Source organism: Oligoflexia bacterium, assembly GCA_035326705.1.
Classification (GTDB): Bacteria; Bdellovibrionota_G; JALEGL01; order JALEGL01; family JALEGL01; genus JALEGL01.
The window spans coordinates 185,247-207,407 of sequence record DAOLES010000001.1; the positions used below are offsets into that span (position 1 = coordinate 185,247).

At 34.8% G+C, this 22,161-nt stretch carries 23 protein-coding genes; 9 read left to right on the plus strand and 14 right to left on the minus strand.

Annotation, left to right across the window (positions count from 1 at the left end; all coding sequences use genetic code 11):
• Nucleotides 1–93: 93 nt before the first annotated feature.
• Nucleotides 94–1,140, plus strand: coding sequence for an RluA family pseudouridine synthase (locus tag PKC21_00875; protein ID HMR23882.1), 1,047 nt, complete (start codon nucleotides 94–96; stop codon nucleotides 1,138–1,140).
• Here PKC21_00875 and PKC21_00880 read toward each other — a convergent pair.
• Nucleotides 1,067–3,151: a transglycosylase SLT domain-containing protein gene (locus tag PKC21_00880; protein HMR23883.1), complete on the minus strand. Its 2,085-nt coding sequence runs from the start codon at nucleotides 3,149–3,151 to the stop codon at nucleotides 1,067–1,069. The two genes, PKC21_00875 and PKC21_00880, sit on opposite strands and share 74 nt — an antisense overlap.
• A 56-nt stretch (nucleotides 3,152–3,207) precedes the next feature.
• On the opposite strand from PKC21_00880, the gene PKC21_00885 reads away from it, so the two are divergent.
• Nucleotides 3,208–4,386, plus strand: a complete 1,179-nt coding sequence (locus PKC21_00885) for a glycine C-acetyltransferase (GenBank protein HMR23884.1) — start codon at nucleotides 3,208–3,210, stop codon at nucleotides 4,384–4,386.
• A 287-nt stretch (nucleotides 4,387–4,673) separates the two neighbouring features.
• On the opposite strand, the gene PKC21_00890 is transcribed toward PKC21_00885, so the two are convergent.
• The gene (locus tag PKC21_00890) at nucleotides 4,674–5,675 is read right to left on the minus strand and encodes a hypothetical protein (GenBank protein HMR23885.1); all 1,002 of its coding nucleotides are present in this window, start codon (nucleotides 5,673–5,675) and stop codon (nucleotides 4,674–4,676) included.
• Between the two features lie 135 nt (nucleotides 5,676–5,810).
• On the opposite strand from PKC21_00890, the gene PKC21_00895 reads away from it, so the two are divergent.
• Complete coding sequence (locus PKC21_00895) at nucleotides 5,811–7,286, plus strand: leucyl aminopeptidase (protein ID HMR23886.1); 1,476 nt, start codon at nucleotides 5,811–5,813, stop codon at nucleotides 7,284–7,286.
• Between the two features lie 55 nt (nucleotides 7,287–7,341).
• Here the strand turns inward: PKC21_00895 and PKC21_00900 are convergent, their stop codons facing one another.
• From PKC21_00900 to rsmI, 3 genes are read right to left on the minus strand one after another with little or no spacing between them, the layout of a single operon-like run.
• Nucleotides 7,342–8,028: a type II CAAX endopeptidase family protein gene (locus PKC21_00900; protein ID HMR23887.1), complete on the minus strand. Its 687-nt coding sequence runs from the start codon at nucleotides 8,026–8,028 to the stop codon at nucleotides 7,342–7,344.
• Nucleotides 8,028–8,228 carry a hypothetical protein gene (locus tag PKC21_00905; protein ID HMR23888.1) on the minus strand — a complete coding sequence of 67 codons (201 nt, stop codon included), beginning with the start codon at nucleotides 8,226–8,228 and terminating at the stop codon, nucleotides 8,028–8,030. The genes PKC21_00900 and PKC21_00905 overlap by 1 nt, the downstream gene beginning before the upstream one ends.
• 56 nt (nucleotides 8,229–8,284) lie before the next feature.
• The gene (gene rsmI / locus PKC21_00910; protein ID HMR23889.1) at nucleotides 8,285–8,989 is read right to left on the minus strand and encodes a 16S rRNA (cytidine(1402)-2'-O)-methyltransferase; all 705 of its coding nucleotides are present in this window, start codon (nucleotides 8,987–8,989) and stop codon (nucleotides 8,285–8,287) included.
• 32 nt (nucleotides 8,990–9,021) lie between these two features.
• Between rsmI and PKC21_00915 the strand changes: the two genes are divergently transcribed.
• Nucleotides 9,022–9,501: a hypothetical protein gene (locus PKC21_00915; GenBank protein ID HMR23890.1), complete on the plus strand. Its 480-nt coding sequence runs from the start codon at nucleotides 9,022–9,024 to the stop codon at nucleotides 9,499–9,501.
• Nucleotides 9,502–9,591: 90 nt separating this feature from the next.
• On the opposite strand, the gene PKC21_00920 is transcribed toward PKC21_00915, so the two are convergent.
• Both PKC21_00920 and PKC21_00925 read right to left on the minus strand, forming a co-directional pair.
• Nucleotides 9,592–11,451, minus strand: a complete 1,860-nt coding sequence (locus tag PKC21_00920; GenBank protein HMR23891.1) for an Rne/Rng family ribonuclease — start codon at nucleotides 11,449–11,451, stop codon at nucleotides 9,592–9,594.
• A 77-nt stretch (nucleotides 11,452–11,528) separates the two neighbouring features.
• The gene (locus tag PKC21_00925; GenBank protein HMR23892.1) at nucleotides 11,529–11,807 is read right to left on the minus strand and encodes an acylphosphatase; all 279 of its coding nucleotides are present in this window, start codon (nucleotides 11,805–11,807) and stop codon (nucleotides 11,529–11,531) included.
• Nucleotides 11,808–12,296: 489 nt separating this feature from the next.
• Between PKC21_00925 and PKC21_00930 the strand changes: the two genes are divergently transcribed.
• The 5 genes from PKC21_00930 to PKC21_00950 all read left to right on the plus strand — a co-directional run bounded on the left by PKC21_00930 (nucleotide 12,297) and on the right by PKC21_00950 (nucleotide 15,107).
• Nucleotides 12,297–12,842, plus strand: coding sequence for an alpha/beta fold hydrolase (locus PKC21_00930; GenBank protein HMR23893.1), 546 nt, complete (start codon nucleotides 12,297–12,299; stop codon nucleotides 12,840–12,842).
• Between the two features lie 102 nt (nucleotides 12,843–12,944).
• Nucleotides 12,945–13,259, plus strand: a complete 315-nt coding sequence (locus PKC21_00935) for a YbjQ family protein (GenBank protein ID HMR23894.1) — start codon at nucleotides 12,945–12,947, stop codon at nucleotides 13,257–13,259.
• 4 nt (nucleotides 13,260–13,263) lie between these two features.
• Entirely contained in the window at nucleotides 13,264–13,731 is a 468-nt protein-coding gene (locus PKC21_00940) for a heavy metal-binding domain-containing protein (GenBank protein HMR23895.1), read from the plus strand.
• 14 nt (nucleotides 13,732–13,745) lie between these two features.
• Nucleotides 13,746–14,600 carry a M48 family metallopeptidase gene (locus tag PKC21_00945; protein HMR23896.1) on the plus strand — a complete coding sequence of 285 codons (855 nt, stop codon included), beginning with the start codon at nucleotides 13,746–13,748 and terminating at the stop codon, nucleotides 14,598–14,600.
• Nucleotides 14,601–14,726: 126 nt separating this feature from the next.
• The gene (locus PKC21_00950; protein HMR23897.1) at nucleotides 14,727–15,107 is read left to right on the plus strand and encodes a hypothetical protein; all 381 of its coding nucleotides are present in this window, start codon (nucleotides 14,727–14,729) and stop codon (nucleotides 15,105–15,107) included.
• 10 nt (nucleotides 15,108–15,117) lie between these two features.
• Here PKC21_00950 and hflX read toward each other — a convergent pair whose 3' ends face one another.
• From hflX to PKC21_00985, 7 genes are all read right to left on the minus strand, one after another.
• Nucleotides 15,118–16,770: a GTPase HflX gene (hflX, locus tag PKC21_00955; GenBank protein ID HMR23898.1), complete on the minus strand. Its 1,653-nt coding sequence runs from the start codon at nucleotides 16,768–16,770 to the stop codon at nucleotides 15,118–15,120.
• 20 nt (nucleotides 16,771–16,790) lie between these two features.
• Nucleotides 16,791–17,552, minus strand: coding sequence for a pseudouridine synthase (locus PKC21_00960; protein ID HMR23899.1), 762 nt, complete (start codon nucleotides 17,550–17,552; stop codon nucleotides 16,791–16,793).
• Nucleotides 17,542–18,372, minus strand: coding sequence for an SMC-Scp complex subunit ScpB (gene scpB / locus PKC21_00965; GenBank protein ID HMR23900.1), 831 nt, complete (start codon nucleotides 18,370–18,372; stop codon nucleotides 17,542–17,544). The genes PKC21_00960 and scpB overlap by 11 nt, the downstream gene beginning before the upstream one ends.
• A complete protein-coding gene (locus tag PKC21_00970) occupies nucleotides 18,362–19,234 on the minus strand; it encodes a segregation/condensation protein A (protein ID HMR23901.1) in 873 nt (290 codons plus the stop codon). The genes scpB and PKC21_00970 overlap by 11 nt, the downstream gene beginning before the upstream one ends.
• Entirely contained in the window at nucleotides 19,231–20,208 is a 978-nt protein-coding gene (trpS, locus tag PKC21_00975; GenBank protein HMR23902.1) for a tryptophan--tRNA ligase, read from the minus strand. The genes PKC21_00970 and trpS overlap by 4 nt, the downstream gene beginning before the upstream one ends.
• A 73-nt stretch (nucleotides 20,209–20,281) precedes the next feature.
• Nucleotides 20,282–21,202, minus strand: a complete 921-nt coding sequence (locus tag PKC21_00980) for a tyrosine recombinase (protein HMR23903.1) — start codon at nucleotides 21,200–21,202, stop codon at nucleotides 20,282–20,284.
• Nucleotides 21,195–22,112: a GGDEF domain-containing protein gene (locus PKC21_00985; GenBank protein ID HMR23904.1), complete on the minus strand. Its 918-nt coding sequence runs from the start codon at nucleotides 22,110–22,112 to the stop codon at nucleotides 21,195–21,197. Before PKC21_00985 ends, PKC21_00980 begins: the two co-directional genes overlap by 8 nt.
• Nucleotides 22,113–22,161 lie beyond the last annotated feature (49 nt).

Here is a 22,161-nt window from a genome sequence, read left to right on the forward strand (position 1 = left end):
TTATATCAGATTTATAATGTGGATCAATATGTTCTATACTTTATTTAAACGCTGTTGTAGAACATAGCTCTAATAAAAAAGTGATAGATTGTTGTGAATGAGTTAGATCAAAATAATTATACAGTTTTGGAAAGTCAAAATGGTCAACGCTTAGATCATTTTTTAAATACAATATATTTGGATGTATCAAGATCGTATTTACAAAAAGAGCTTATTCAAGCTGGTAATGTTTTGGTTAATGATAAGCCAGTAGTAAAAAAGAGTTTTGTACTGTTTGCTGGCGATCAGATAAAAATTCTATCTTTTGTACATCCAGAAAGTAGAAAAATAGAAGCAAATACAACGCTTAAAGTGAGTTCCTTGTATAGCGATGAAAACTTTGTTGTATACAATAAACCCAAAAAATTAGCGACTCATCCAAACCGATATGATGATAAGACTACCTTAGCCAACTATTTTATTGCTGAATATCCAAACGCCATAAACGTTGGAGAAAATGCTTTGAGGCCAGGTGTCGTTCATCGTTTAGATACAGATACTTCAGGGTGTATTATTTTTGCTAAAACTCAGGAAGCGTATACGCACTTTAGAACCTTATTCAATGAACGAAAAGTGTATAAATTGTATTTAGCAGTTGTTATAGGTAAAACACCACAAAAAGGGCTCATAGATAGTGATTTAGCCCACCATCAAAAAAATACTCGTAAAATGGTTAATGTTTTAAATGAAGACTCATTTTATAGAGGGCAGAAAAAAAATGCTGTGACGGCATATCATGTTTTAGCTCAGAACAATGATTACTCTTTACTATTGGTAAAAACTTTTACTGGTAGAATGCATCAAATTAGAGTGCATTTAAGTGGCTTAGGTTATCCCTTAATAGGGGATAAAATTTATCAAAAGAGGCAAGATCAATATAAAGATGTTGCTGGAGAAAAGCAACATTGTTTACATGCATACCTTTTAGGATTTAACAGTCCTAAGTTTAACAAAAAAATATTTCAGGCAGAAATTCCAGAGTATTTTAGAAATATTTTATTAAAAACTAAGCTTACCTATAAAACAATTAACTCTCAGCTTCTTTTTCTTTCAATACAGGAATTTTTAGACTCTCTCCCTTTTGTAGACCAAGATGTTTAATTTCAGGGTTAAAACGTCTAATTAACCAAGTTGGAACTTTGAACTTTTTACTGATCATGCTTAAATTATCACCACTTTCTACAGTGTAATGTTGAAGTTCAGTGATAATAAAGTGCTCATTAAAGCGATCGTGTAAACTTTTATGAAAATCAATGCGATTACTCTCAAATGCTTTGATTTTAGCTGCAGCTTGACTTTCATTGATTGGAAGGTAAATTTTTTCATCAATAACAATATTACTGTTTGGCATTTTGTTGAGCATACGTAGACTTGCAGTATTAGGTAATTTTAGCCACTCCGCATAATGACCCAGAGTTTCTTCAGATTCTACATGGATCGAGTAGTACATGACATTATTACGTTTCTCTTGTTCAATAAATAAGCTTTCACCTATGCCTTCAGCATATAAAGTCTCTTCAATTGATGCGTCCATAGGCCCTTGTTCTTTTTTAATTGCAAGTTTAGGAGGTAAAGGCGGACCAATAAATTCTACGCTTGCAATAGGGGCTTCATTTTTAACAGACTTAATATTCTCTGAGGGTTCAATTTTTGGAGCTGAGCTTTCCATCTTAGGTTGTTCAGTATTTTCAGAGCTCACAGCAACTACAGAAGGTATTCTTTGTCGACTGGGAATGGTGATGATTTGTCCAACTCTAATTAAACCTCGTCGGCCTAAAGCATTTTCATCGATAAGTTCTTTACAGCTTATGTTAAATTCTCTGGCAATTCCACAGGCAGTATCACCTGCGGCCACTTTATATTTTTGCTCTAAAAGTAACTTATCAACAAAAGGATGGCGCCAGTAGTCTTCTAGAACAGCTGGTGTGATGTTTAGACGAGTGGGTAGGTAAATAGATGTACCTTCAGGGATATTTCTTTTACCCTTAATAACTCCATTTGTAAGTACTGGGTTGAGTTGTTTAAATTCTTCTAAATCAACATTAAAAAATTCAGTAATATGTTCAGCTGAACGTATTTCTTTTAACGTGAATTTATTTTTTACCATTGGGTAGCTAGCTTGATCATTATTGATATGAGGAAAGTACTTTTGTCGGTTGATAGCAACATAACGTGCAGCTAAAAATGAACTGTAAAAATTTTGAACAGCGACACCGGATCTTCTACTAGTATAAGCTTCTAAAACCTTGCCGTAATCCAAACCAACATCGCGCAACATTTTTTTTGCTCCACCTACACCATAATTGTAAGAAGTTATAATGTAAGGCCCTAATTGATTATTAGACCCAAAGCCTAAGTTAATTAAATAGTTATCTAGGATTTCTTGAGAATTTTTTAAATATTTTGCGGCGCCTATTGTTGCTAAAATGGGGTCAAAACGTTCATCTATAGAGGCATTGACTTGTAAACCTAATCGTCTAGCTGTTGCGGGCATGATTTGCCATAAGCCTGCAGCACCAACTCTTGAGTAAGCCTTTGGATTATAAGCAGATTCTACAAAAGGTAAATATTGGATATCCAAAGAAACATTGTGCTCTAACAATATTTTTTCAATGTGATTTTTATACTGATTGTATATTTTTAAGCCTTGCTCAAAGCGAGTTTTATTGCCATTTTGACAGCGAACCCTTTGTGCAGAATCCAAAATATCTGAAATTGGGCTGTCTTTAAAGTTATCGTAAAGTATTTCTTGTTCTGGACTCAAAGTTTTTTTTTGAGAAAGGGTAGAATGTAAAGCATAGAGAGCTTTTTCAACTCGGGTTCTTTCTTTCTCAATGATGTGATAGTCATGGTTATTTTTTCTGATACAGCCAATATCAGTATCTAAGGTTGAAAAAACTCTAGAGGGTACTTTAGAGTCATGAAAAACTACTTGGTCTGAACCATATTTAGAAAAGACTGCAACCCAAAAAGTAACTCTATCTTTTATACTTTCAGGGCAGGGAAAGTCTTGACTGCACTGTAAGTTTAAATTGGTCTCATAGTATGGATTAGAGTAGAGAACTCCAAACCAAAGCAACACTAAAAAAAATATATTTTTACAAATTGGCATAGATTATAGTACGTACCCATATTGTAACATGTAAAAAGCAAACATTTGGAGAAATAATGACATTTAATGAAAAAATTTCTAATTACATTCATCAACTTAAGGAAAAAGGTGAGTATAAACGCATACAAACTTTATTATCTGCTCAGGATGCACAAGTTGAAATGAAAGGCTATGATAAAGTTATGGTATTTTCTTCAAATAACTATTTAGGTTTGGCTAATGAAAGCTCAGTCAAAGATGCCATGAAGAAAAGTATTGATGTTTATGGCGCAGGCACAGCATCAGTAAGGTTTATATGCGGGACTTTAGGAATTCATCAGCAATTAGAACAAGCTACAGCGGACTTGGTTGGAACAGAAGCTGCAACTACATATGCTTCTTGTTGGAATGCAAACGAGGCTGTATTTCAAACATTATTTGGTGAAGGAGATATTCTAATTTCAGATGCTTTGAATCATGCTTCTATTATTGATGGTATGCGTTTGGCAAAAAAAGTTGATAAGAAAGTTTATCAACACAGTGATATGAATCATTTGGAAAATATTTTAAAAGAGTCTTCTGCTTATGAGAATAGGGTTATTATTACAGATGGTGTGTTTTCTATGGAAGGAGATATTGCTAAGTTACCTGAAATCATTGCTTTGGCAAAAAAATACAATGCTATTATTGTTATAGATGACTCGCATTCAACCGGTGTTTTAGGTGCAACAGGAAGAGGTACGGCGGAACATTTTGATTTAATGGGGCAAGTTGATATTATCACAGGCACGTATGGTAAAGCTTTAGGTGGCGCCGCAGGGGGTTTTATAGCTGGTAAAAAAGATGTTGTAGACTACTGTGTTCAGCAATCCCGACCGCAACTATTTTCAAACGCTTTACCTCCTGCTGTAGCCGCAAGTGCATTGCAAGCAATTCAAATTCTTGTTAGAGAACCAGAAAGAGTAGAAAAACTTAGGAATAATGCTAAATATTTTAGACGTCGTATCAAAGATAAAGGCTTAAATCCTTTGGAAGGGGATACACCCATTGTGCCTATTATTGTTGGCGAAACCTCATTAGCCATAAAAATGAGTGAGCGTTTACTAGAAGAAGGTTTATTTGTTACAGGCTTTGGATTTCCTGTTGTTCCCAAAGGTGAGGCACGTTTAAGAATACAAATTTCTTCAGCACATAATAAAGAATTGATGGATCAAGCCATTGAAAAAATAGCAAATGTTTATGCGCAACTTAACTAAAAAAAAGTTTGCTTGGTTTTTAAGTACAGACTATTTGCTGAAAAACCCAGTTAATTTATAGTGCTTAAAAATTCTGAGTAGATTAATTTTTTAAATTTTAGAGATAGTGTTTTAAATTGAAGTAGTAACAAGAGAAAAAAACAATTTCTACCAACTCAGACAGTTGCTTGGCTTTGTCAAGCAAAACCCGCTGCACGAAATCTGTTTTTTCTCTTAAGGCGTTACTATGTAAACTTAAAATACTATGGTTGAAGTATAGCGGTTTAGTTAGATTTTTTAAATAAACTTTATTTTTGGGCTAATGCAATGTACCAGACTTTTTCTGATATAAAATATAAGATGGCTTGATTGTCTTTTCCTTTAGAAAAATAAGTTTTAAAGTCAGCAGTATTTTCTTCTTCAGGTGTAAAAGTAAAAGCATTTTCTTGTTTTAGTGCTAAGTCAATATTTTGTATTACCAGGTCAGTGTTTGAATTTTCTTCTTGGTTGAAGGTGCTTAGGCTAGCCGTTTGATTGTTGCAAAAACTTTTAAATTTAGGGGATAGGGCATAAATATCATATTTCTTGTCTTTGTATAAAGCTGCGCTTACTGGCTGAGCTTTAAGTGCGCTGAATAGTTCTGAGTTAAATCGTAAAAGATACAAATCAGATCGATAGGTTTCATCACTATCTTCACAAAACTCATTGATTGAGCAATTCTGTAAACCAAATTCAGGTGAAGAGACAGAAATATAAAATTCAGTATCAATGTCATTTTCTGACGTATAACGGAAGCTTTCACCATCTTGGGTTAATTGATCTTGTGGCACAGAAAAGCTCTGGCCAATAAAGGAGTTATTATCGTTTTTAAAAGCAGGGCTTAAGCTGTAAATACCTTCTTTATTTCTATTTAAGTACATTGGGCCATAGTCAATTGATATAACGGATGCTTTTTCTCCGGGTTCTAGGCCTCCTCGTCTTCCAGTCTGTCTTCTTCTAGCTTCAGCCAATTCTGAAACACTTGAATTTCCATTGTCTTGAAGATTTTGCTGTCTATCATCATCAGTAGGAGGGGTGCTTTCTTGTTCTTTATAGTTGCAGGTCGTAGAAAGTGCAATATTAAGCCTGATCATATCCTCTGTTTTTGAGTCGTCTGTGGTTTTGTCTTCTTTACTAACAGGGTTTTCGGGTAAGTTGAGTTGTCCTGGTGTTATAGGAGCATTGAGGTCTACTTGTATTTTATCGGGTGTACAAAATACAAGACTTAAAAGACATAGATAAATTAAGCTGTTTAAATAAATTTTATACACTTCAGGTGTATTATATGTATTTTAGGATGCATTGCAACACTTTTTTTAGCTTTAAACTACTGTAAACACACTATTTTTAAAAAATAATACAAGATTAGGTAGACAATCATGACGTTTTGTTAGAATGTTCTGCCTATGAAAAAAACATTGATGGATACATATAAAATTAGTTTTACAAAAAGTAGTGGTTACAAAAATGTTATTTTAGCAATAGATAAGAATTTTGTCCTACAAGATAATTCAATAACTCTTGATGTTGCAATTAAATCCAGGGTTGAAACATTTTTAAATGCTAATAACCAAGATAAAGAAAAAAAAGTTCTAAGTTTTTCTCTTTATGAACACGGCATAGAGCAAGTTTATTTGGTTAATGTTGATACAAAAGATAATGCTGCCTTGATTGAAAGATTTGCCAGCTTAGGTCAAAAAGTACGCTCCGCAAAAATCGCTGATATAGCGCTGTATGCTTGGAAAGGTGCCTCTGGCTCAGGAGCTTTAGCGGCTGCTGCAGAAGGTTTTCTTTTAGGAAGCTATGTTTTTAAAGGTTATAAAAACCTTAAGGGTTATCAAGTAGATTTTACTGGCCTAGATATTGTTGTTTCTGATGCTGAAAAAACCAAGACGCTTGAAGCCGAGCTTGATGAAGTTAAAGCTATGGTTGCAGGGACTTTTTTAACCAGAGACCTTGTTAATGAGCCAGCCAATATCATAAACCCATCTAGTATGGAACAAATTGCACGCGACTTAGCCAAATCAGGTGTATGGAAAGTTGAAGTTTTGGATCAGCAGCAGATCATTAAAAAAGGCATGAATTTACTTAATTCTGTGGGTATGGGGAGTATTGAAAAGCCAAGATTGGTACACTTATCCTATAGACCTCAAGGAGCAAAAAAAACAATTGCTGTTGTAGGTAAAGGTGTGACCTATGATACGGGTGGTTACTCTTTAAAACCGCAAAATGCCATGTATGGCATGAAATCAGATATGGGTGGGGCAGGTACATGTTATGGTTTGGTGAGTATTATTGCTAAAACTGGTATTAAAGTTAATGTTGATGTGTACACTCCATTGGTTGAAAATATGGTCAGTGATAGAGCAACTAAGCCGGGAGATGTTTTTGTTGCTTATAATGGTAGAAGTGTAGAAATTGAAAACACAGATGCCGAAGGCCGACTTATCTTAGCGGATGCATTATCTTATGCTGCAGAAAAAAAACCAGATTATATTGTTGATATGGCTACATTAACAGGAGCAATTGTTGTTGCGCTTGGTGATGAAATATTTGCTGCCTTTACCAAAGAAGATGAAGTCTTTACTGGAATTGAGAAAGCTGCGCAGGCATCGTCTGAAAAAATTTGGAGAATGCCTTTAGAAGAGTCTTATAAAAAGATGCTTAAGAGTGATGTTGCCGATTGTAAAAACGTTGGAACGCGTTCAGGCGGCGCAATAACAGCGGCTTTGTTTTTATCAGAGTTTGTTGGTGATGTCCCTTGGTGTCATTTAGATATAGCTCCAACTGCTTTTAGTGATACAAATTCTGCTTTATTTCCTAAAGGCGGTACGGGCAACCCTGTGAGAAGTATGTATCGTTGGTTAAAGAGCTTAGCTTAATAACTGAAGCACATAAATTATTAAGAACGTGCTGTTTGTAAAAAGAGCACGTTTTTTATTGTGAAAAAAAGAAAACAGTAAATTTATCAAAAAAACTTAAGGCATTGGGAAAGAACCAGCACATTATGGGAATATAGGCATTGGCAACACTATGATAAATAATGGCCGGCCATAGGCTTTTATGAAAATGGGTAGCATAAGCCATGGCAACTCCAAGCACCAGTGAACCTAAATGATAGGTGCCGTGGGTACTCATAAATAACAAGGCGCTAAATAATACTGCAATATGCAAGTTGTATTTTTGTTTTAGGGCAGGGAATAATAAACCTCTAAAAAAAATTTCTTCACTCAGAGGTGCTAATAAAAATAAAAAAGCATAGTCCATTTGAGTATAGGGGCAAATGCTTTGGCCATGCCAGGGAATAAACCATTGACCAGTTTTTTGGTAGTCAAGAAAACTATAAGCTCCAAGCAAAAACATGCTAAAAAACGGGATGATTGATGCATACGCTAAGCCGTAGAGTATATTTTTAATAATTGAGTGGGTAAAGTAAGCTTTGATATTAAGTTTTAAAGGTTGAGCAAACCGTATAATAAAAAATGAAGCTAAAAATAAATAAATTTGCGGTGATAATAAAACTGTAGAAAAAGAGTTTCGTCCAATATTTTGCGCTGGCAACACCCAAGCATTAAAAAGCCCGGCATAAATAAGCAAGGCAACTAAAATAGAATTGAGGGGCATTAAATTTGACCGCTGGTGGTTAAATAAAATAACAAAACGAAAGGCAAGAGAACAATGGGTATACCAAAAATCACTCGCAAGATTCCCCAAAGGGTACTCTTTCTTTTTCTTCGGATGCTTTGAATACCACGGCCAATATTGAAAGCGCCAATACCAAACAGAAAAACCAAAGCCAGCAATACACCATACGTTTTGTTCACAAGGGCAGTATAGTAAACAGAGGGCTAAATGTCACAAAAAATTAATGTGTTAAAAATTATAATGCAGGGCTGCCAAGAATTAAGGTGAGTTCACCTTTGAGGTTACCTGGACGTGTTTTTATTGTTTTTAGCAAGCTTGCAGCAGATCCCAATTGGTATTCTTCATAGGTTTTACTCATTTCTCTGGCCATGAAAATTTGTTTTTCAGGGCATAAATCCGCTAATACATAGAGAGTTTTTTCAACTCTTTTAGCACTTTCAAAAAAAACGATAGGGTCGGGAAAGTTAACGAAGTATTCTAGGGCTTTACTACGAAGTTTCCCTTTTTTAGCCAAAAAACCTAAAAATAAAAAACTTTCTCCTTTGAGGCCACAAACCGATAAAGCTGTGCTTACGGCACTTGGTCCAGGCAAGGGGATAACTGAATAACCTTGGTCTCTACAAATTGCAACCAAACGGTTACCAGGATCGCTGATGCAAGGAGTTCCAGCATCAGTAACAAAGGCAACATCCTCGCCAAGGTTTAAATGTTCAATAATTGTTTTAGAAGCCTGCATGATTTTAAACTCATCTGCTCTTATTAGGGGCTTTTTGAGTGACAATTTACTGAGTAAAATTCCCGTTTTTCGAGTATCTTCACTGGCAACCAAGTCAACGTTTTCCAGTGTTTTAACGCTTCTTGGGCTAAGATCATCTAGATTACCAATAGGTGTGGGAACAATAAAAAGTGTTCCCGCAGTGTTTAAAGGTTTTTCAATCATGCAAGAGTACGCTATAATAGATAAAGAACGTTATGAAAATGAAAATATTAAAACAACAGGCTTTATTTTTACTGGTTTTTTTGTTTGTGAGCTGTGGGGGCAAAGGCGGCTCTTTAATGGCTGACTTAATCACAACTGGTATGAGCAACCCTGAAAATATAGATAAGTTTATTGCTACGGTCAGTAGCCCAGGTGCGGACAATCTATTTTATCCAAGCAGCTGTTTAGAGTGTGATAATGGCTCAAGTAACTGTGATGCAGGGGATAAGTGCGTTGCACAAAATTGTGGTTTTGATCCCTCTGGACCATTTTCTTTAGATATAACCTTTGGTAGTTTCCCCAAAGGTTCAACAGTGCAAGTGACTGTATGTGCTCTAGATAATACTCCACAATTCATTGGTTTTGCTCAAAGTAATGCTGTCAATGCGGATGGTGAGTTGGTCTTATTAACCATGCAAAATGACAGTGGTGGAGGTGACTGCAGTCAATGGATGCCCCCACTTTGTTCGTGAACCATTTTAAAAAGCGATTCCCAAGACTTTAAGCTTTGTTTGGGGACAAGAAAAAACAACACCTTAGAAATTATTCAATATCAAACTTAATTAGCTTAGGTCACTGCGTGTAACCAATTTAGCTTTTGGTTTTTTCTCGTTACTCTCTTGATTTTCATGGCTGGAGGAGGGTTCTTTATTGTCATTTGAAAAAGTATTTGCCATCTTCTCACTCTGCTTTTCATCTGTTGAATCACTGACAGACTTTTCTTTACGATCAATTTTGTTTGCTTGAGGTGAAGGTTTTTGAGCTAGTTTTGGTTTTTTAGAAGCTTTTTCTTTTTTTGGTTCTAATGCAGTTGTTGTAGCATTGGTGTCTTGTTTTTCATTTACAATTATTGTGTTCTCTGTACTTTTTGCAGTAGAAGCATCTTCAGGCAATGCTTTTTCTTTTTTCGATGACATTATGCCATGGCCAGTAAAATTAATAGTGTAAGTTTCGATGTGGACATTGGCCTGTTCTTTGATAACAATTTTTCTACCTGTTTTATTTTCTATATATTGAATAAACGGATATTGCTCATGTTTCAAAATATTACCAACACTAGGGTGAACACATAATTCAACATTTTCATAACTGTTACGTTCAATTATAATATGCTCAAGTTTTCTTAAAAGGTCATAAGCAATTGTTACAGAGGATTTGTGGTAACCGTTACCATTACAATTGCTACAAGGTTCACACAAACTTCTTACTAAACTTTCTCTTGTTCGTTTACGTGTCATTTCAACCAAACCAAGCTCAGAAATCTGTAAAACATTGGTTTTAGCTTTGTCATCCGCTAAATTTTCTTCCAGCTTTTTATAGACTTTTTCTCGATTGGAACGGCGATCCATATCAATAATATCAAGAATAATTAAACCGCCTAAGTTACGTAAACGCAACTGAGATACAATTTCATCAACTGCTTCTAGATTTGTTTGTAAAACTGTTTCTTCCAAGCTTTTTGAGCCAACGAACCTACCTGTATTGACATCAACAGAGGTTAAAGCCTCGGTTTGTTCAATGATTAAATATCCACCAGATTTCAACCACACTTTTTTACCTAAGGCTTTGTTTAACGGTTCTTCCAAATTATAATGTTCAAACAATGGTTTTGAATCTTTATACAAATGAACTACATCTTGGCCACGACCTTTAAGACTTGGACCCATAAAATCTAGAATTTTTTTATAGTCTGTTTTGTTATCAACAATAATTTCTTCTACATCTTGAGTAAAAAAGTCTCTGACCAATCGTTCTACCAAGTCAAGGTCTTCATGAATCAAGGCAGGGGATTTTGCTAATTTATTTTTTCTTAAGATATTTTTCCATTGTTTTTCAAGATATTCTACATCACTAGCGATGCTTTCATCACTTTGTCCAGATGCGGCAGTTCTAATAATAAACCCACCTTCAAGTGTTTGAGTTTCTTCGATGACAGCGCGCAAACGCTTGCGTTCTTTTTCATGGTCAATTTTGCGAGAAACACCAACATGATTGACAGTTGGCATGTAAACCAGATTTCTACCTGGTAATGATACATGAGATGTTAAACGAGCACCTTTTGTACTGATAGGATCTTTGGCTACTTGCACCATCACATCTTGACCTTGTGTTAAGACATGCTCTATTTTTTTATCGTTTTTATTTTTACGACGTGCTTCTTGAATTTCTCTGGCATCAAAAGCATCACCCAATTCATTTAAGATATCACTAACATACAAGAAAGCAGCACGTTCCAAGCCTATATCTACGAAAGCTGCCTGCATACCTGGGAGCACACGAGTTACTTTTCCTTTGTAGATATTACCAACAACACCTTGTTGGTTGGTTCGCTCAATGTAAACTTCTGCCAGTTTATTGTTTTCTACCACACCTACACGAACTTCTTGTGGTGTAGAGTTAACCAATAGTTTTGATTTAATCATATTTAATCCCTTCTTAAAGGGAGATAAAATGCAAAGTATAGAGTAGCAAACGGTCTTTAATATAGATTTGATAAAGTTTAATGTATGATATTAAACTTTAAATCTGAATATTGTGTTGTTTGATCCCATGTTACAAAAATTTTATCTACCCTAGCTTGAGGCGGGCCATGCTGGCACCATTGCAATAACTTATTTAAGCTTTGCAGTGATCCTTGAGCATCAATCTTTACATCACCATTAGAAAGGTTGGTTACGAATCCTTGAATTTGAAGTTTTGAAGCTTGTTTTTGGGTATTTCTCCTAAAATAAACAGCTTGAACCTTTCCCTGTACAATGGCACAAAATCGTCTAGCCAAACGCACCTCATGTTAAAAAACACTTAAAGTTTAAAGTAACAAGCCAACACCCAATGTGCCACGTGCTTTGCTACCTTAAAGTTATATCAGAAAATATATCAAGTCATCTGACTTGGAAATCTCCCTAGTAAAAACAATACTTTAATAGTATGAATTTTATAATAATGCAATTAAATTTATGCTTTGTTTTTCGCTATTTTAAGCGTGTATCTAGTGTTTTTGACAGTTTTTTATTGATTTATGCTTTAAAATAAGGTTAAAAGCAGCTTTCGTTAAGCAAGAAAGGTTAATCATGGGTAAAAAAGATAATAGAAGAACACCAAAAATGAAAAGAAAAGTAGGTCAAAAAAAACTTAAAGCCAGAGTTGCTAGAAGAAAGCAAGAATCATCGAAAAAATAAAGTATAAAACCTCTATTTTAACCAGTGATTCTATCAGCATTCAGGCTGAATATTGGTTAAATTCTAATGCAAGTTCAAATGACGTTCTTGTGCTTGCTCATCCACACCCTTTACATGGGGGTAGTTTAAACAATAAAGTTATTGACCAGCTTTTTAAAAAATTTAATGGCTACGCAGCGTTGCGTTTTAATTTTAGAGGGGTTGGGGAAAGCTCAGGTCAATATGACCAGGGTTTTGGTGAATTGGATGATCTAATGGCGGTCATAGATTATTCACTAAAAACCTTTGACTGTCAGTTAGAAAATATTGTTCTCTGTGGTTACTCTTTTGGATCATGGATAGCTTGGCAACTGACAACAGCACATAATTGGAAGTTAAAAGCATTGCATCTTATTGCACCTCCTGCACTTAAATATCCATTTAACGCAAGCATTCCACAAGCAACCAATGTTTATATTTGGAGTGCTGAAAAAGATGAACTGATTGACCATCAAAATACGCTTGATTGGGTAGAGCAACTGCGCAATGATGCAGGTAAAAAAATTCAGCACACAACAATTAAAGAGGCTGACCATTATTTTATTGGAAAGACGGTCTCTTTAATTGATCAAGTTTTAGCAGTATTGAACACATAACTTTTTTATTGGGTGTATCAAAATAAAACCAACTGCAGATAAATTATATAACTCTGTTTTATTATATATTGCGATTTTTAATATTTAAAATAAGATGATTCAATGATTTTAAGTAATTTAGAGTATGTTCCTCATAAACAGATTAACCAACATCTAGGGATTGTTTCAGGCAGTACAGTCAGAGCAAAACATGCAGGTAAAGATTTACTCGCTGGATTAAAAAACGTATTTGGTGGTGAACTAACGGCTTATACTGAACTACTATCTGAGTCTAGAGAAGAAGCCATGCAAAGAATGATTGCACAAGCAGAAAGCTTAGGTGCCAATGCAATTATCAATATAAGGTTTTCAACATCTTCGGTAACCGCTGGAGCAGCTGAATTGTATGTTTATGGAACGGCTGTAAAGTTAGATTAATTGTATGTTTGAACTTTCGATAACAGTGATATCACTGGCCTTAGGTTATTTTATAGGTAGTGCAGTAGAAAAAAAGCACTATGCCTCTATACGTATAAGAGAACAGCAGTTAGCAAATCTACATGTTTATAATACAAAAAAATTGAGTGAAGAAGATAAAAAAAGTGAATATGCAACAGTATTGGTTGAAGGACATGTGGTTATTGCTATTGATGCATTTAAAAAACTTAGCAGTGCTTTGAGTAGTTTTTTTGGTGGTAGAGTAAAAGCTTATGAAAGTATCATTGATAGAGCTAGACGTGAAGCAACACTGCGAATGAAAGAAAAAGCTCAAACATTAAAAGCAGATAAAATTATGAATTTTCGTATTATTACTTCCACAATTGGGCAACAGCAGGGTGATAAAGGTACGGGTGCTGCTGAAGCTATTGCTTATGGCACAGCCTTTATTAAACTGAATAAAAACTCATAAATCAACTTATATAGATGCCAGCACAAAAATTACCCAATGAATTTGTAAACTTTAGCCAAGAGCACCCTTTAAAAGGTGTGCTAAAAATGTTACTCAGCTTAGCTGTTATTATGGGACTGATTTTTGTTGCTCTGTTATTGTTTTTTCAGTGGTTTGCACCAAGCATCAGTTTTAAAACTGAAAAAAAATGGTTTTCAAAATCATTTGTTTTTTCAAGCAATAAAAACTTTTTGCAACACAATGACCAGTATTTTCAAGATCTAAACAATCTTGTTCAAAATATAGCACGCCAAGCTGGTTTTGATCAGGGTGATATTGAACTATACATTGCGTGCAATGATCTTAACAATGCCTTTGCCTATCCCGGAGGGAAACTTATTTTTAATAAAGGCTTACTCAAGACAATTAACAGTGAAAATGAATTGGCTATGGTTATTGGCCATGAATTAGGACATGTTCTTCATAGAGATCATCTCAAAGGTTTGGGCATAGGATTATCCATGGGGATTGTAGCAATGTTTATCCCAAAAGACCTAAGGTCTATGGTAACTGAAAAAATGAACCAATGGTTAATGTTGAAACATAATAGAGATCAAGAGGCTAAAGCCGATATTGAAGGGGTTAAGCTTTTGTATAAACATTATGGTCATGTTAGTGGTGCAGAAGATTTTTTTAAAAAAATGGCCAAAGATGAAGCGTCACCTTTAAATCAATATGAAAAAGATTGGTTTTCTACACACCCATCGTCAGAAAAACGTATTGATAGACTCAATACTTATATCCTAGAACAAGATTGGCCAAAGATGAAGCTTATAGATTATCAAAAAGATCATTGGGACAACTTATGTCGCACAAGTTTAAGTGAATAAAAGAGTTTTTTAGAAAAAATTAGTTTAAGTTATTAATATTAAATGGTTTTATAAGTGTGTTTTTGGCATGGCTGTTGCATTTAACTATGTATTATGAAAAATACTGTCAAAATTATGGTTATATGCATGGTTTTAACAGGGGGAACTGTATTTGTTAAAGTGGCGAGTAATGCATTTAAGCAGCAAACAAAACAATACAGCGTTAATCTAGAGCAAAAAAATAAAGAAAAACTAATGATTGCAATAGAAGCAGAAAAAGAAGCACAAGAGGCTTTAGATGCTTACTATGGTGAAGTTTATGCTGCAAAAGCGCAATCCAAAGAATCAAAAAAAGCATTTAAGTTTGATGCACCAAAACATGATATTAAGGATATTGACATCAAAGACATTGATTTGGCTAGCCTTAAAACGGATGACTTAAATAGTAAGTTTACAACCCAAGATTCAGATGTTCATTTACGTTTATGGAAAAAGAATCCTAAAGAGTTTTTAAACAATAAAATATAGTTTTATATTTTTATTGGTATGTTTGAACATCAATAGAAAAAAAACTAGAAATAGCATCAATAAGTGGTCTGCAACTTTCTTTGTTTAATGCACTGATGCCAATAGCATTGTATTGTTGACAGATTTCTTGAGCATGCTCGGCTTCTAGTAGATCAATTTTATTAAAGACCAAGATTTTTTTTATATTTTGACAGTCAAGTTCAGTTAAAATTTGATCTACAATTTCTATATGATCATGAAATGCCGGATTAGATACATCAATAACATGCAATAATAACTGCGCATCTTGAATTTCTTCTAGAGTGGCTTTAAACGCTTGCATCAAATCTTTTGGTAAGTTTCTGATGAAACCTACCGTATCCGTTAAAATAACTTCTCTTTCTTGTGGGAAACGCAAGCGCTTTGAAAAGGGATCTAAGGTGGCAAATAATTTATTTTCTGCCATAGCCTTAGCTTGGGTTAAAGTATTTAAAAGAGTAGACTTACCAGCATTGGTATAACCTAAAATAGATACAATAGGCACTTGATTTCTGATTCTTGATTTTCGTTTTTCAAAACGTTTTTTTTCAAGTTGCTTGAGCTTTTTTTCTAAATTATTGATTTTATCTCGTGCTTTTCGAGTATGAACTTCAAGTTTGGTTTCTCCAGGACCTCTACCACCAATACCACCCGTTAATCTTGATAAATGAGTCTCTCGCTCTCTAAGACGTGGAAGCATATACTTAAGTTGTGCAAGTTCTACTTGAAGTTTACCATCATGACTTTGAGCACGTTTAGCAAAAATATCTAAAATGAGTTGAGTCCTATCAATAACTTTTAAGTCTGTGAGTTTACCAATATTACTTAGCTGTGTTGGACTAAGGTCTTGCAAAAAAACAAGATAATCAACCTCTTTAAATAAAGCATCTTCTGCAATACTTAACAGCTTACCTTGTCCAAAAAAGGTTTTAACGTCTGGCGTGTCTTTTCTTTGAAGAGCTTGATCAACCACATTTAAGCCAGCTGTTTTGCACAGTTCTAGTAGTTCAGCGTAATCTTGTTCAAAAAATAAATTTTTAGAGGTTTTTATGGCACAAATAATAGCTTGATTATCAGGCCTTAAATCTTCTGCTGCAGCAGTGTTTGATATAATTTCTTTTTCTAAATCAATTGAAAATTGATAGGCATCAAAATGATCATTGATATCAAATGGTTCAAGACTTAATGTTGCTTGCGTATACTTTGGGTTAGGGTGTAAATAAGATAAATTGCAAAAGCTATAATCTGGGTTTTTTTTATGGGAAGAAACTTGTATTTTACAAACATAATCTAAACGTTTGATCAAGAGGTTGTTAATGTTTTGCTGGCTCAATAGATTAGAAAATGGAGATACAATAAACATGCGCATGCCACTTAGCCTGACAAGACCTTGACGAAATCTTTGTAAATCAGGAAAATTAACATCCTTAGCATTGCCAATGCTAACGGCGATGATTTCACCAGATCGACTTTGTATAGCAGCAATATGTATATTTAGGCTTAGGGCAATATTTGATAGTGCATTCAAAGTTGGTTTTGCAATTAAATCCTGGCGTTTAAATTTATAACGTAGAATTTTTTGTAACTCTTTTTTATAATGACTTTTGAGATGCTCTGAGTGGCCAAGAATAGGAAGTGTTTTCATAAGTTATCAAACTAAAAAAATTATTTTTTTAATAACTGCTGAGCAGTTGCATAAGGAATTTCTTCAAATTGTCCGGGTTTTAGTTTGCCAAGTTTAAAAATTGAAAATTGAATACGTAAAATTTTTAAAACATGGAAGCCTAATTTTAGCCACATACGTTTGATTTGGTGATTGCGGCCTTCTTTTAAAGCCATTTCATACCAAGTATTGCTTTGGGTTTTTTTTAAAAATTTTATACCGTAGGCTTTAGCCATTCCATCTTCAAGCTTTACACCTAAGCTAAGTTTTTTTACATCTTCTGGACTTGGCACACCCTTAACTTTTACCTGATAAGTCTTTTTTTTACCAAAGCGAGGGTGCATCATCTGATGAACAAACTCTCCATCGTTGCTGAGCAAAACCAAGCCTTCAGCATCATAATCAAGTCTTCCAGCTGGAGCCAACTTGATATCGCTGAGTTCTTGAATGTAATCCCCCAGACAAGGACGCTTCTGGGGATCACTTAAGGTGGACACTACATTCTTTGGTTTATAAAACATATAATATTTGAGTTTATGTACATCTAAATCTAATGGAACGTGGTCAATTTCTATATCTTTTTCTAGTGGATTGACTTTAAATCCTTGTTCTTTAACAACTTTGCCAGCTACTTTGATTCTGCCAGCTTCAATGTATTGATCAACTTGTCTGCGAGACAGAATACCTTTTTGTGATAAAAACTTGTTCAGTCTTATTAGGTCTTCATGTGATGTTTGATTTTTATTTTTTGATTTAGAGCTCATGAGTATTTATTTCACTACTTTCTGGCGATACTTCATTTGTGTTTGGGTCATCACTGCTAGTTTGAGAATGATGATCTTCAATTGAATTTTCTACAACTTCTTCAGCAGATACTGATTTTGGAAGAAGTTTTTCTAATTTTTCTAGACTTTCTTCTCCAAGTTCCGTGTACTCTGTTAATGATGGCAGATCAGATAAATTATCCAGCTGGAAAAACTCAAGAAAGTCAGCAGTTGTGCCGTAGATTAATGGATTTCCAGCTTCTTCACGTTTACCTAAAATTTTTATAAGGTTACGATCAAGTAATGTGCGCAACATATGACCTGAGTCTACACCTCTTATTTCATCTACTTCTGGCCTTGTGATAGGTTGTCTATAAGCAACAATAGCTAGGGTTTCTAAATTGCCACGGCTAAGACGTACCGGCTTTGCCTCATGTAGACGCAAAAGGTACTCACTGTTATTTGGATGGGTTCTAAACTGATAGCCTTGGTTGATTTTAATCAGTTCAAAGCCTGCGCCTGTATGTTTTTCACATAAGGCTTCTAAGCGGGAGTCTATTTGTTCTGGGTTTATTTCTCTTAAAATTTCATGAATATTTTTTTTCTGTACAGGTTTTTCTGAAACAAAAAGCAAGGATTCAAGAACAGAGTCTAAGGCTTCATCACTAATATCTTGATAACTTTCAGGTTCATTCTTTTCGTTATCTTGAGCATGGGTTTCTATAGCAACAACTTTATTTTCTAAATCAGCTTCACTGTGATCTAAAATAACATTGTCTTTAGCATCTGTTGTAGTTTGCTTTTGAGTATCATCCGACATATTCGTCTTCTCCATTATGTTTCCAACCTTCAAAGAGCATTGGAGTTCCTATAATTTCTATGTTTGAAAAAGTATTGGCCTGAAAAACCTTTAATGCACCACGTTTAATCATGTCTAATAAAGCTAAAAATGTCACTACCACACGTAAACGACTTTTAGCTTTTTTAAACAAGCTATGAAACTGAACACTTCCTTCTGGAGAGGATTGAATTGCCTTAGAAATATTTTCAATACATTCGCTTAGAGCTATAGGCTCTAGATTAACTTCATGGTAACTGTTATCACGTTCAATTTTTTTGAGAATTTTATAAAAAGCATCGACCAATTTAAATATACTGACTTGAGCCAATTCACGCTCTAAACTTGGTACTTTAATTTTGATTCTTTGGTTTTTACGCGTGAAGACATCCCTGCCCAGTTGATAGTAAGTATCCAATTGTTGTGCAGCCTGTTTGTATTTTTGATATTCAAGTAGGCGTCTTACAAGTTCTTCTCTTGGGTCAATACCATCTTCATCATCATCGTCTTGATTTTTTTCAACAGGAATCAACATTTTAGACTTTATGTGAGCTAAAGTCGCCGCCATTAATAAAAATTCGCCTGCGATATCTAAATTTAGCTCTTCCATAACTTCTATATACTCAAGATATTGCTTGGTGATGTAGGCAATAGGAATATTATAAATATCCAGCTCATTTTCTTTTATGAGGTGCAACAATAAGTCTAAAGGCCCTTCAAAAATATCCAAGTGAACTTGATAAGCACTCATGATGCTATTAAAGTCTTGATACTTTTCTAACAAATTTTGTTTTTTGTTTTGCGGGGACAGCTCTTTATCTATTCCTAGATTATTTTGACTCATATTAATTTCAAAGCCTCTTTAACTTGTAACAGAGTATTTTGGGCAATAGATGAAGCTTTGGTTTTGCCCGTTTCCCAAATATTACGCAGATAATCAGGTTTTTGTTCAAGTTTGTTCTGTTTTTCCCATATAGGTTCAAGCGTATGGTATAAATTTGGTAAAAGCATCTTTTTGCAATCCACGCAGCCAATAGAGGCATTCTTACAAGCAGCTTGTACTTCTTTTTGGGTATCTTCAGATGAAAAAATTGTATGCAGTGGATAGAAACTACAATGTTCTGGTCTGCCTGGATCTGTGCGTTTAACTCTTTGCGTATCCGTGACACTTGATCTTATTTTTTTTTCTACAACTTCTTTAGAATCATTTAAATAGATAGAATTGTTGTAAGATTTTGACATTTTTCTGCCGTCTGTACCCGCTAGTTTTGGTGTGTTCGTGAGTAAAGTTTGCGGTTCAGGAAATATATCGCCAAAAAAGTGATTAAAACGTCTAACTATTTCACGGCTTAATTCAACATGGGGTATTTGATCTTGACCAACCGGCACGGCATTTCCCTTATATAAAGCAATATCAGCTGTTTGCATGACAGGGTAGGAGAAAAATCCAAGCTGGGCTAAATCTTTGTCTTTAATTTCATTGCGTTGCTCTTTGAAGGTTGGGTTTCTTTCCAACCATCCCAAAGGGGTAATCATTGAAAAAAAAGTAAAAAGCTCAGTGTGTTGCGGTATTGCACTTTGGCAAAATAACGTGGCTTTGTTTTCATCTATGCCGCAGGCTAACCAGTCTCTAAGCATATCTATGGCAATTTTTTGAATATCTCCAGGTGAAGCATAATGTGAAGTAAGTGCATGTAAGTCTGCAGAAAAAAAGAAACATTCATGCTCTTCTTGCAAAGAAATCCAATTTTTTATTGCGCCTACATAGTGTCCAAGATGTAAAGGACCCGTAGGACGCATACCGCTAACTACTCTCATACCAAACTAGCTTAACTACAAGAGAGCCTGTACCGTGTCAATGGATAATACACTTGCAGAGGTTATTTGTGACTTAGTTGGATTGATTTCTTGGATGCTCTTGGTTGAACACCTTGTGTAACTGTTGTTTTTGGATATGCGTATAAATTTGAGTGGTGCTTAAACTGCTATGACCCAACATTTTTTGGATAGACCGTAAATCAGCGCCTTGGGCAAGAAGATGACTAGCAAAGCTATGCCTAAGAGTATGCGGTGAAATATTTGCCAAGCCCGGTATTTTTTGGCTGTGTTTTTTAATCATATGCCATATCATTTGGCGGCTTAGTTTACTGCCTCTGTTATTGACAAATATATAAGACGAAGCAGATTTTTTTAAATATTGAGTTCGGGCATGTTTAAAGTAATATTCAATACAAGTTATGGCCTGTGAGTGAATAGGAATAAGACGTTCTTTATTGCCTTTTCCTAAAACTTTTATGATATTTTGATGAATATCTAAATCTTGAGTTTTTAAACTGATGATCTCAGAAACGCGCAAACCACAAGCGTAAAACAACTCAAGAATGCATTGGTTACGAACATCTTGTTTACGCTTAAGGTTAAAGTGTTTAGGGTTGAGTAACTCATCAATGTTACTTTGAGAAATGACTTTAGGAAGAGCCAGCTGTTTTTTTGGCAATGATAAATGCCATACACTCTCAATGGTTAGGTTGTAATTTTGGGTGAGAAACTTTGCTAAAGACCTTAAACACGAGATTTTACGTGCCACGCTGCTGCTTTTATAGTTTTTATTGTTTAAATGTTTTAAATAGTCTTGTAACTGTTCCAAGCTGAGACTTTGTAAGTTTTTTGCATGAGCTATCTGAAAATAATTAAGAATAGAGCTAAGATCGTTTTCATAAGAACTAATCGTCTGTTCAGAGTAATCTTTTTCTATACGCAAGTATTCTAAAAAATGTTCAATAAGGCCCTGGCTGGAAAGATTATTAAGCATCGTGCTTTTCAAAGTAAACTTTATTGCGACCAGCTCTTTTAGCTTCATACAAAAGGTGGTCAGCGCCTCTTAAAAAGTCTTCTTCAGATTGATAATTTTTACCTGTAAATGTTTCAACTCCAATACTTATGGTAATACCAAGTTTTTGTCCTTCCACCTCAATGGCTAGATCTGCAATATGTGCTCTAATTTTTTCAGCAATTTGTACTGCACGCTCTTGAGGAGTATCTCTGAGCAATAAAATAAACTCTTCACCACCGTAACGAGCAAATAAATCTTCATGACGTTTTATAGAGTCAATTTCTTCTGCTAATTTTTGCAAGATAATATCACCGGTAACGTGACCATGTGTATCATTGAATTTTTTAAAATGATCCACATCAAAAATCATGAGTGAAAGTGGACTTTGGTGACGTTTGGTGTGGCTGATTTCCATTTTTAAACGATCAGTAAAGTACTTTTTATTGTAACAACCGGTGAGATAATCTTTATTGGCAGCCTTGTAAAGTTGCTCATTGTAGTTTTCTTCAAGTTCATCCAAAAAGTGAAATTTAAAGACCGTAACATTGCCTACTTGGATACGATCACCATCGTCTAAAAGTGTCTTTTTAGCAATGGCTTGGCCATTGACCAAAGTCCCATTTGTGCTTTCTAGATCTTCAATAATAATACCTGAAGGTAAAACCTTGATAAGGGCATGATTTCTTGAGACATCTTCATCATTCACATAAATGTCGCAAGCTTCACTCCTGCCAATACTGAGTTCTGACTTTTGAATGGGAAACTTTTTACCGATATCTTGGCCGGTAATGACTACAAAGTAGGCTTTAAGGCCACTGGTTTTATTCAATAGATCTTGAACATCTTTTCTAACTGTACGTTCATCAGTTTTTTCTGCTTTGACTGCCATCTAGACCCTTAGTTTAGCAAGCTTATTAAGCTTTGGTCAATCCATGACT

Coding starts and splice junctions, on each gene's coding strand:
- PKC21_00880 (HMR23883.1), bottom strand. CDS start 3,151: ATGCCAATTTGTAAAAATATATTTTTTTTAGTGTTGCTTTGGTTTGGA.
- PKC21_00885 (HMR23884.1), top strand. CDS start 3,208: ATGACATTTAATGAAAAAATTTCTAATTACATTCATCAACTTAAGGAA.
- PKC21_00895 (HMR23886.1), top strand. CDS start 5,811: ATGAAAAAAACATTGATGGATACATATAAAATTAGTTTTACAAAAAGT.
- PKC21_00900 (HMR23887.1), bottom strand. CDS start 8,028: ATGCCCCTCAATTCTATTTTAGTTGCCTTGCTTATTTATGCCGGGCTT.
- rsmI (HMR23889.1), bottom strand. CDS start 8,989: ATGATTGAAAAACCTTTAAACACTGCGGGAACACTTTTTATTGTTCCC.
- PKC21_00915 (HMR23890.1), top strand. CDS start 9,022: ATGAAAATGAAAATATTAAAACAACAGGCTTTATTTTTACTGGTTTTT.
- PKC21_00920 (HMR23891.1), bottom strand. CDS start 11,451: ATGATTAAATCAAAACTATTGGTTAACTCTACACCACAAGAAGTTCGT.
- PKC21_00935 (HMR23894.1), top strand. CDS start 12,945: ATGATTTTAAGTAATTTAGAGTATGTTCCTCATAAACAGATTAACCAA.
- PKC21_00940 (HMR23895.1), top strand. CDS start 13,264: ATGTTTGAACTTTCGATAACAGTGATATCACTGGCCTTAGGTTATTTT.
- PKC21_00945 (HMR23896.1), top strand. CDS start 13,746: ATGCCAGCACAAAAATTACCCAATGAATTTGTAAACTTTAGCCAAGAG.
- PKC21_00950 (HMR23897.1), top strand. CDS start 14,727: ATGGTTTTAACAGGGGGAACTGTATTTGTTAAAGTGGCGAGTAATGCA.
- hflX (HMR23898.1), bottom strand. CDS start 16,770: ATGAAAACACTTCCTATTCTTGGCCACTCAGAGCATCTCAAAAGTCAT.
- PKC21_00960 (HMR23899.1), bottom strand. CDS start 17,552: ATGAGCTCTAAATCAAAAAATAAAAATCAAACATCACATGAAGACCTA.
- scpB (HMR23900.1), bottom strand. CDS start 18,372: ATGTCGGATGATACTCAAAAGCAAACTACAACAGATGCTAAAGACAAT.
- PKC21_00970 (HMR23901.1), bottom strand. CDS start 19,234: ATGAGTCAAAATAATCTAGGAATAGATAAAGAGCTGTCCCCGCAAAAC.
- trpS (HMR23902.1), bottom strand. CDS start 20,208: ATGAGAGTAGTTAGCGGTATGCGTCCTACGGGTCCTTTACATCTTGGA.
- PKC21_00980 (HMR23903.1), bottom strand. CDS start 21,202: ATGCTTAATAATCTTTCCAGCCAGGGCCTTATTGAACATTTTTTAGAA.
- PKC21_00985 (HMR23904.1), bottom strand. CDS start 22,112: ATGGCAGTCAAAGCAGAAAAAACTGATGAACGTACAGTTAGAAAAGAT.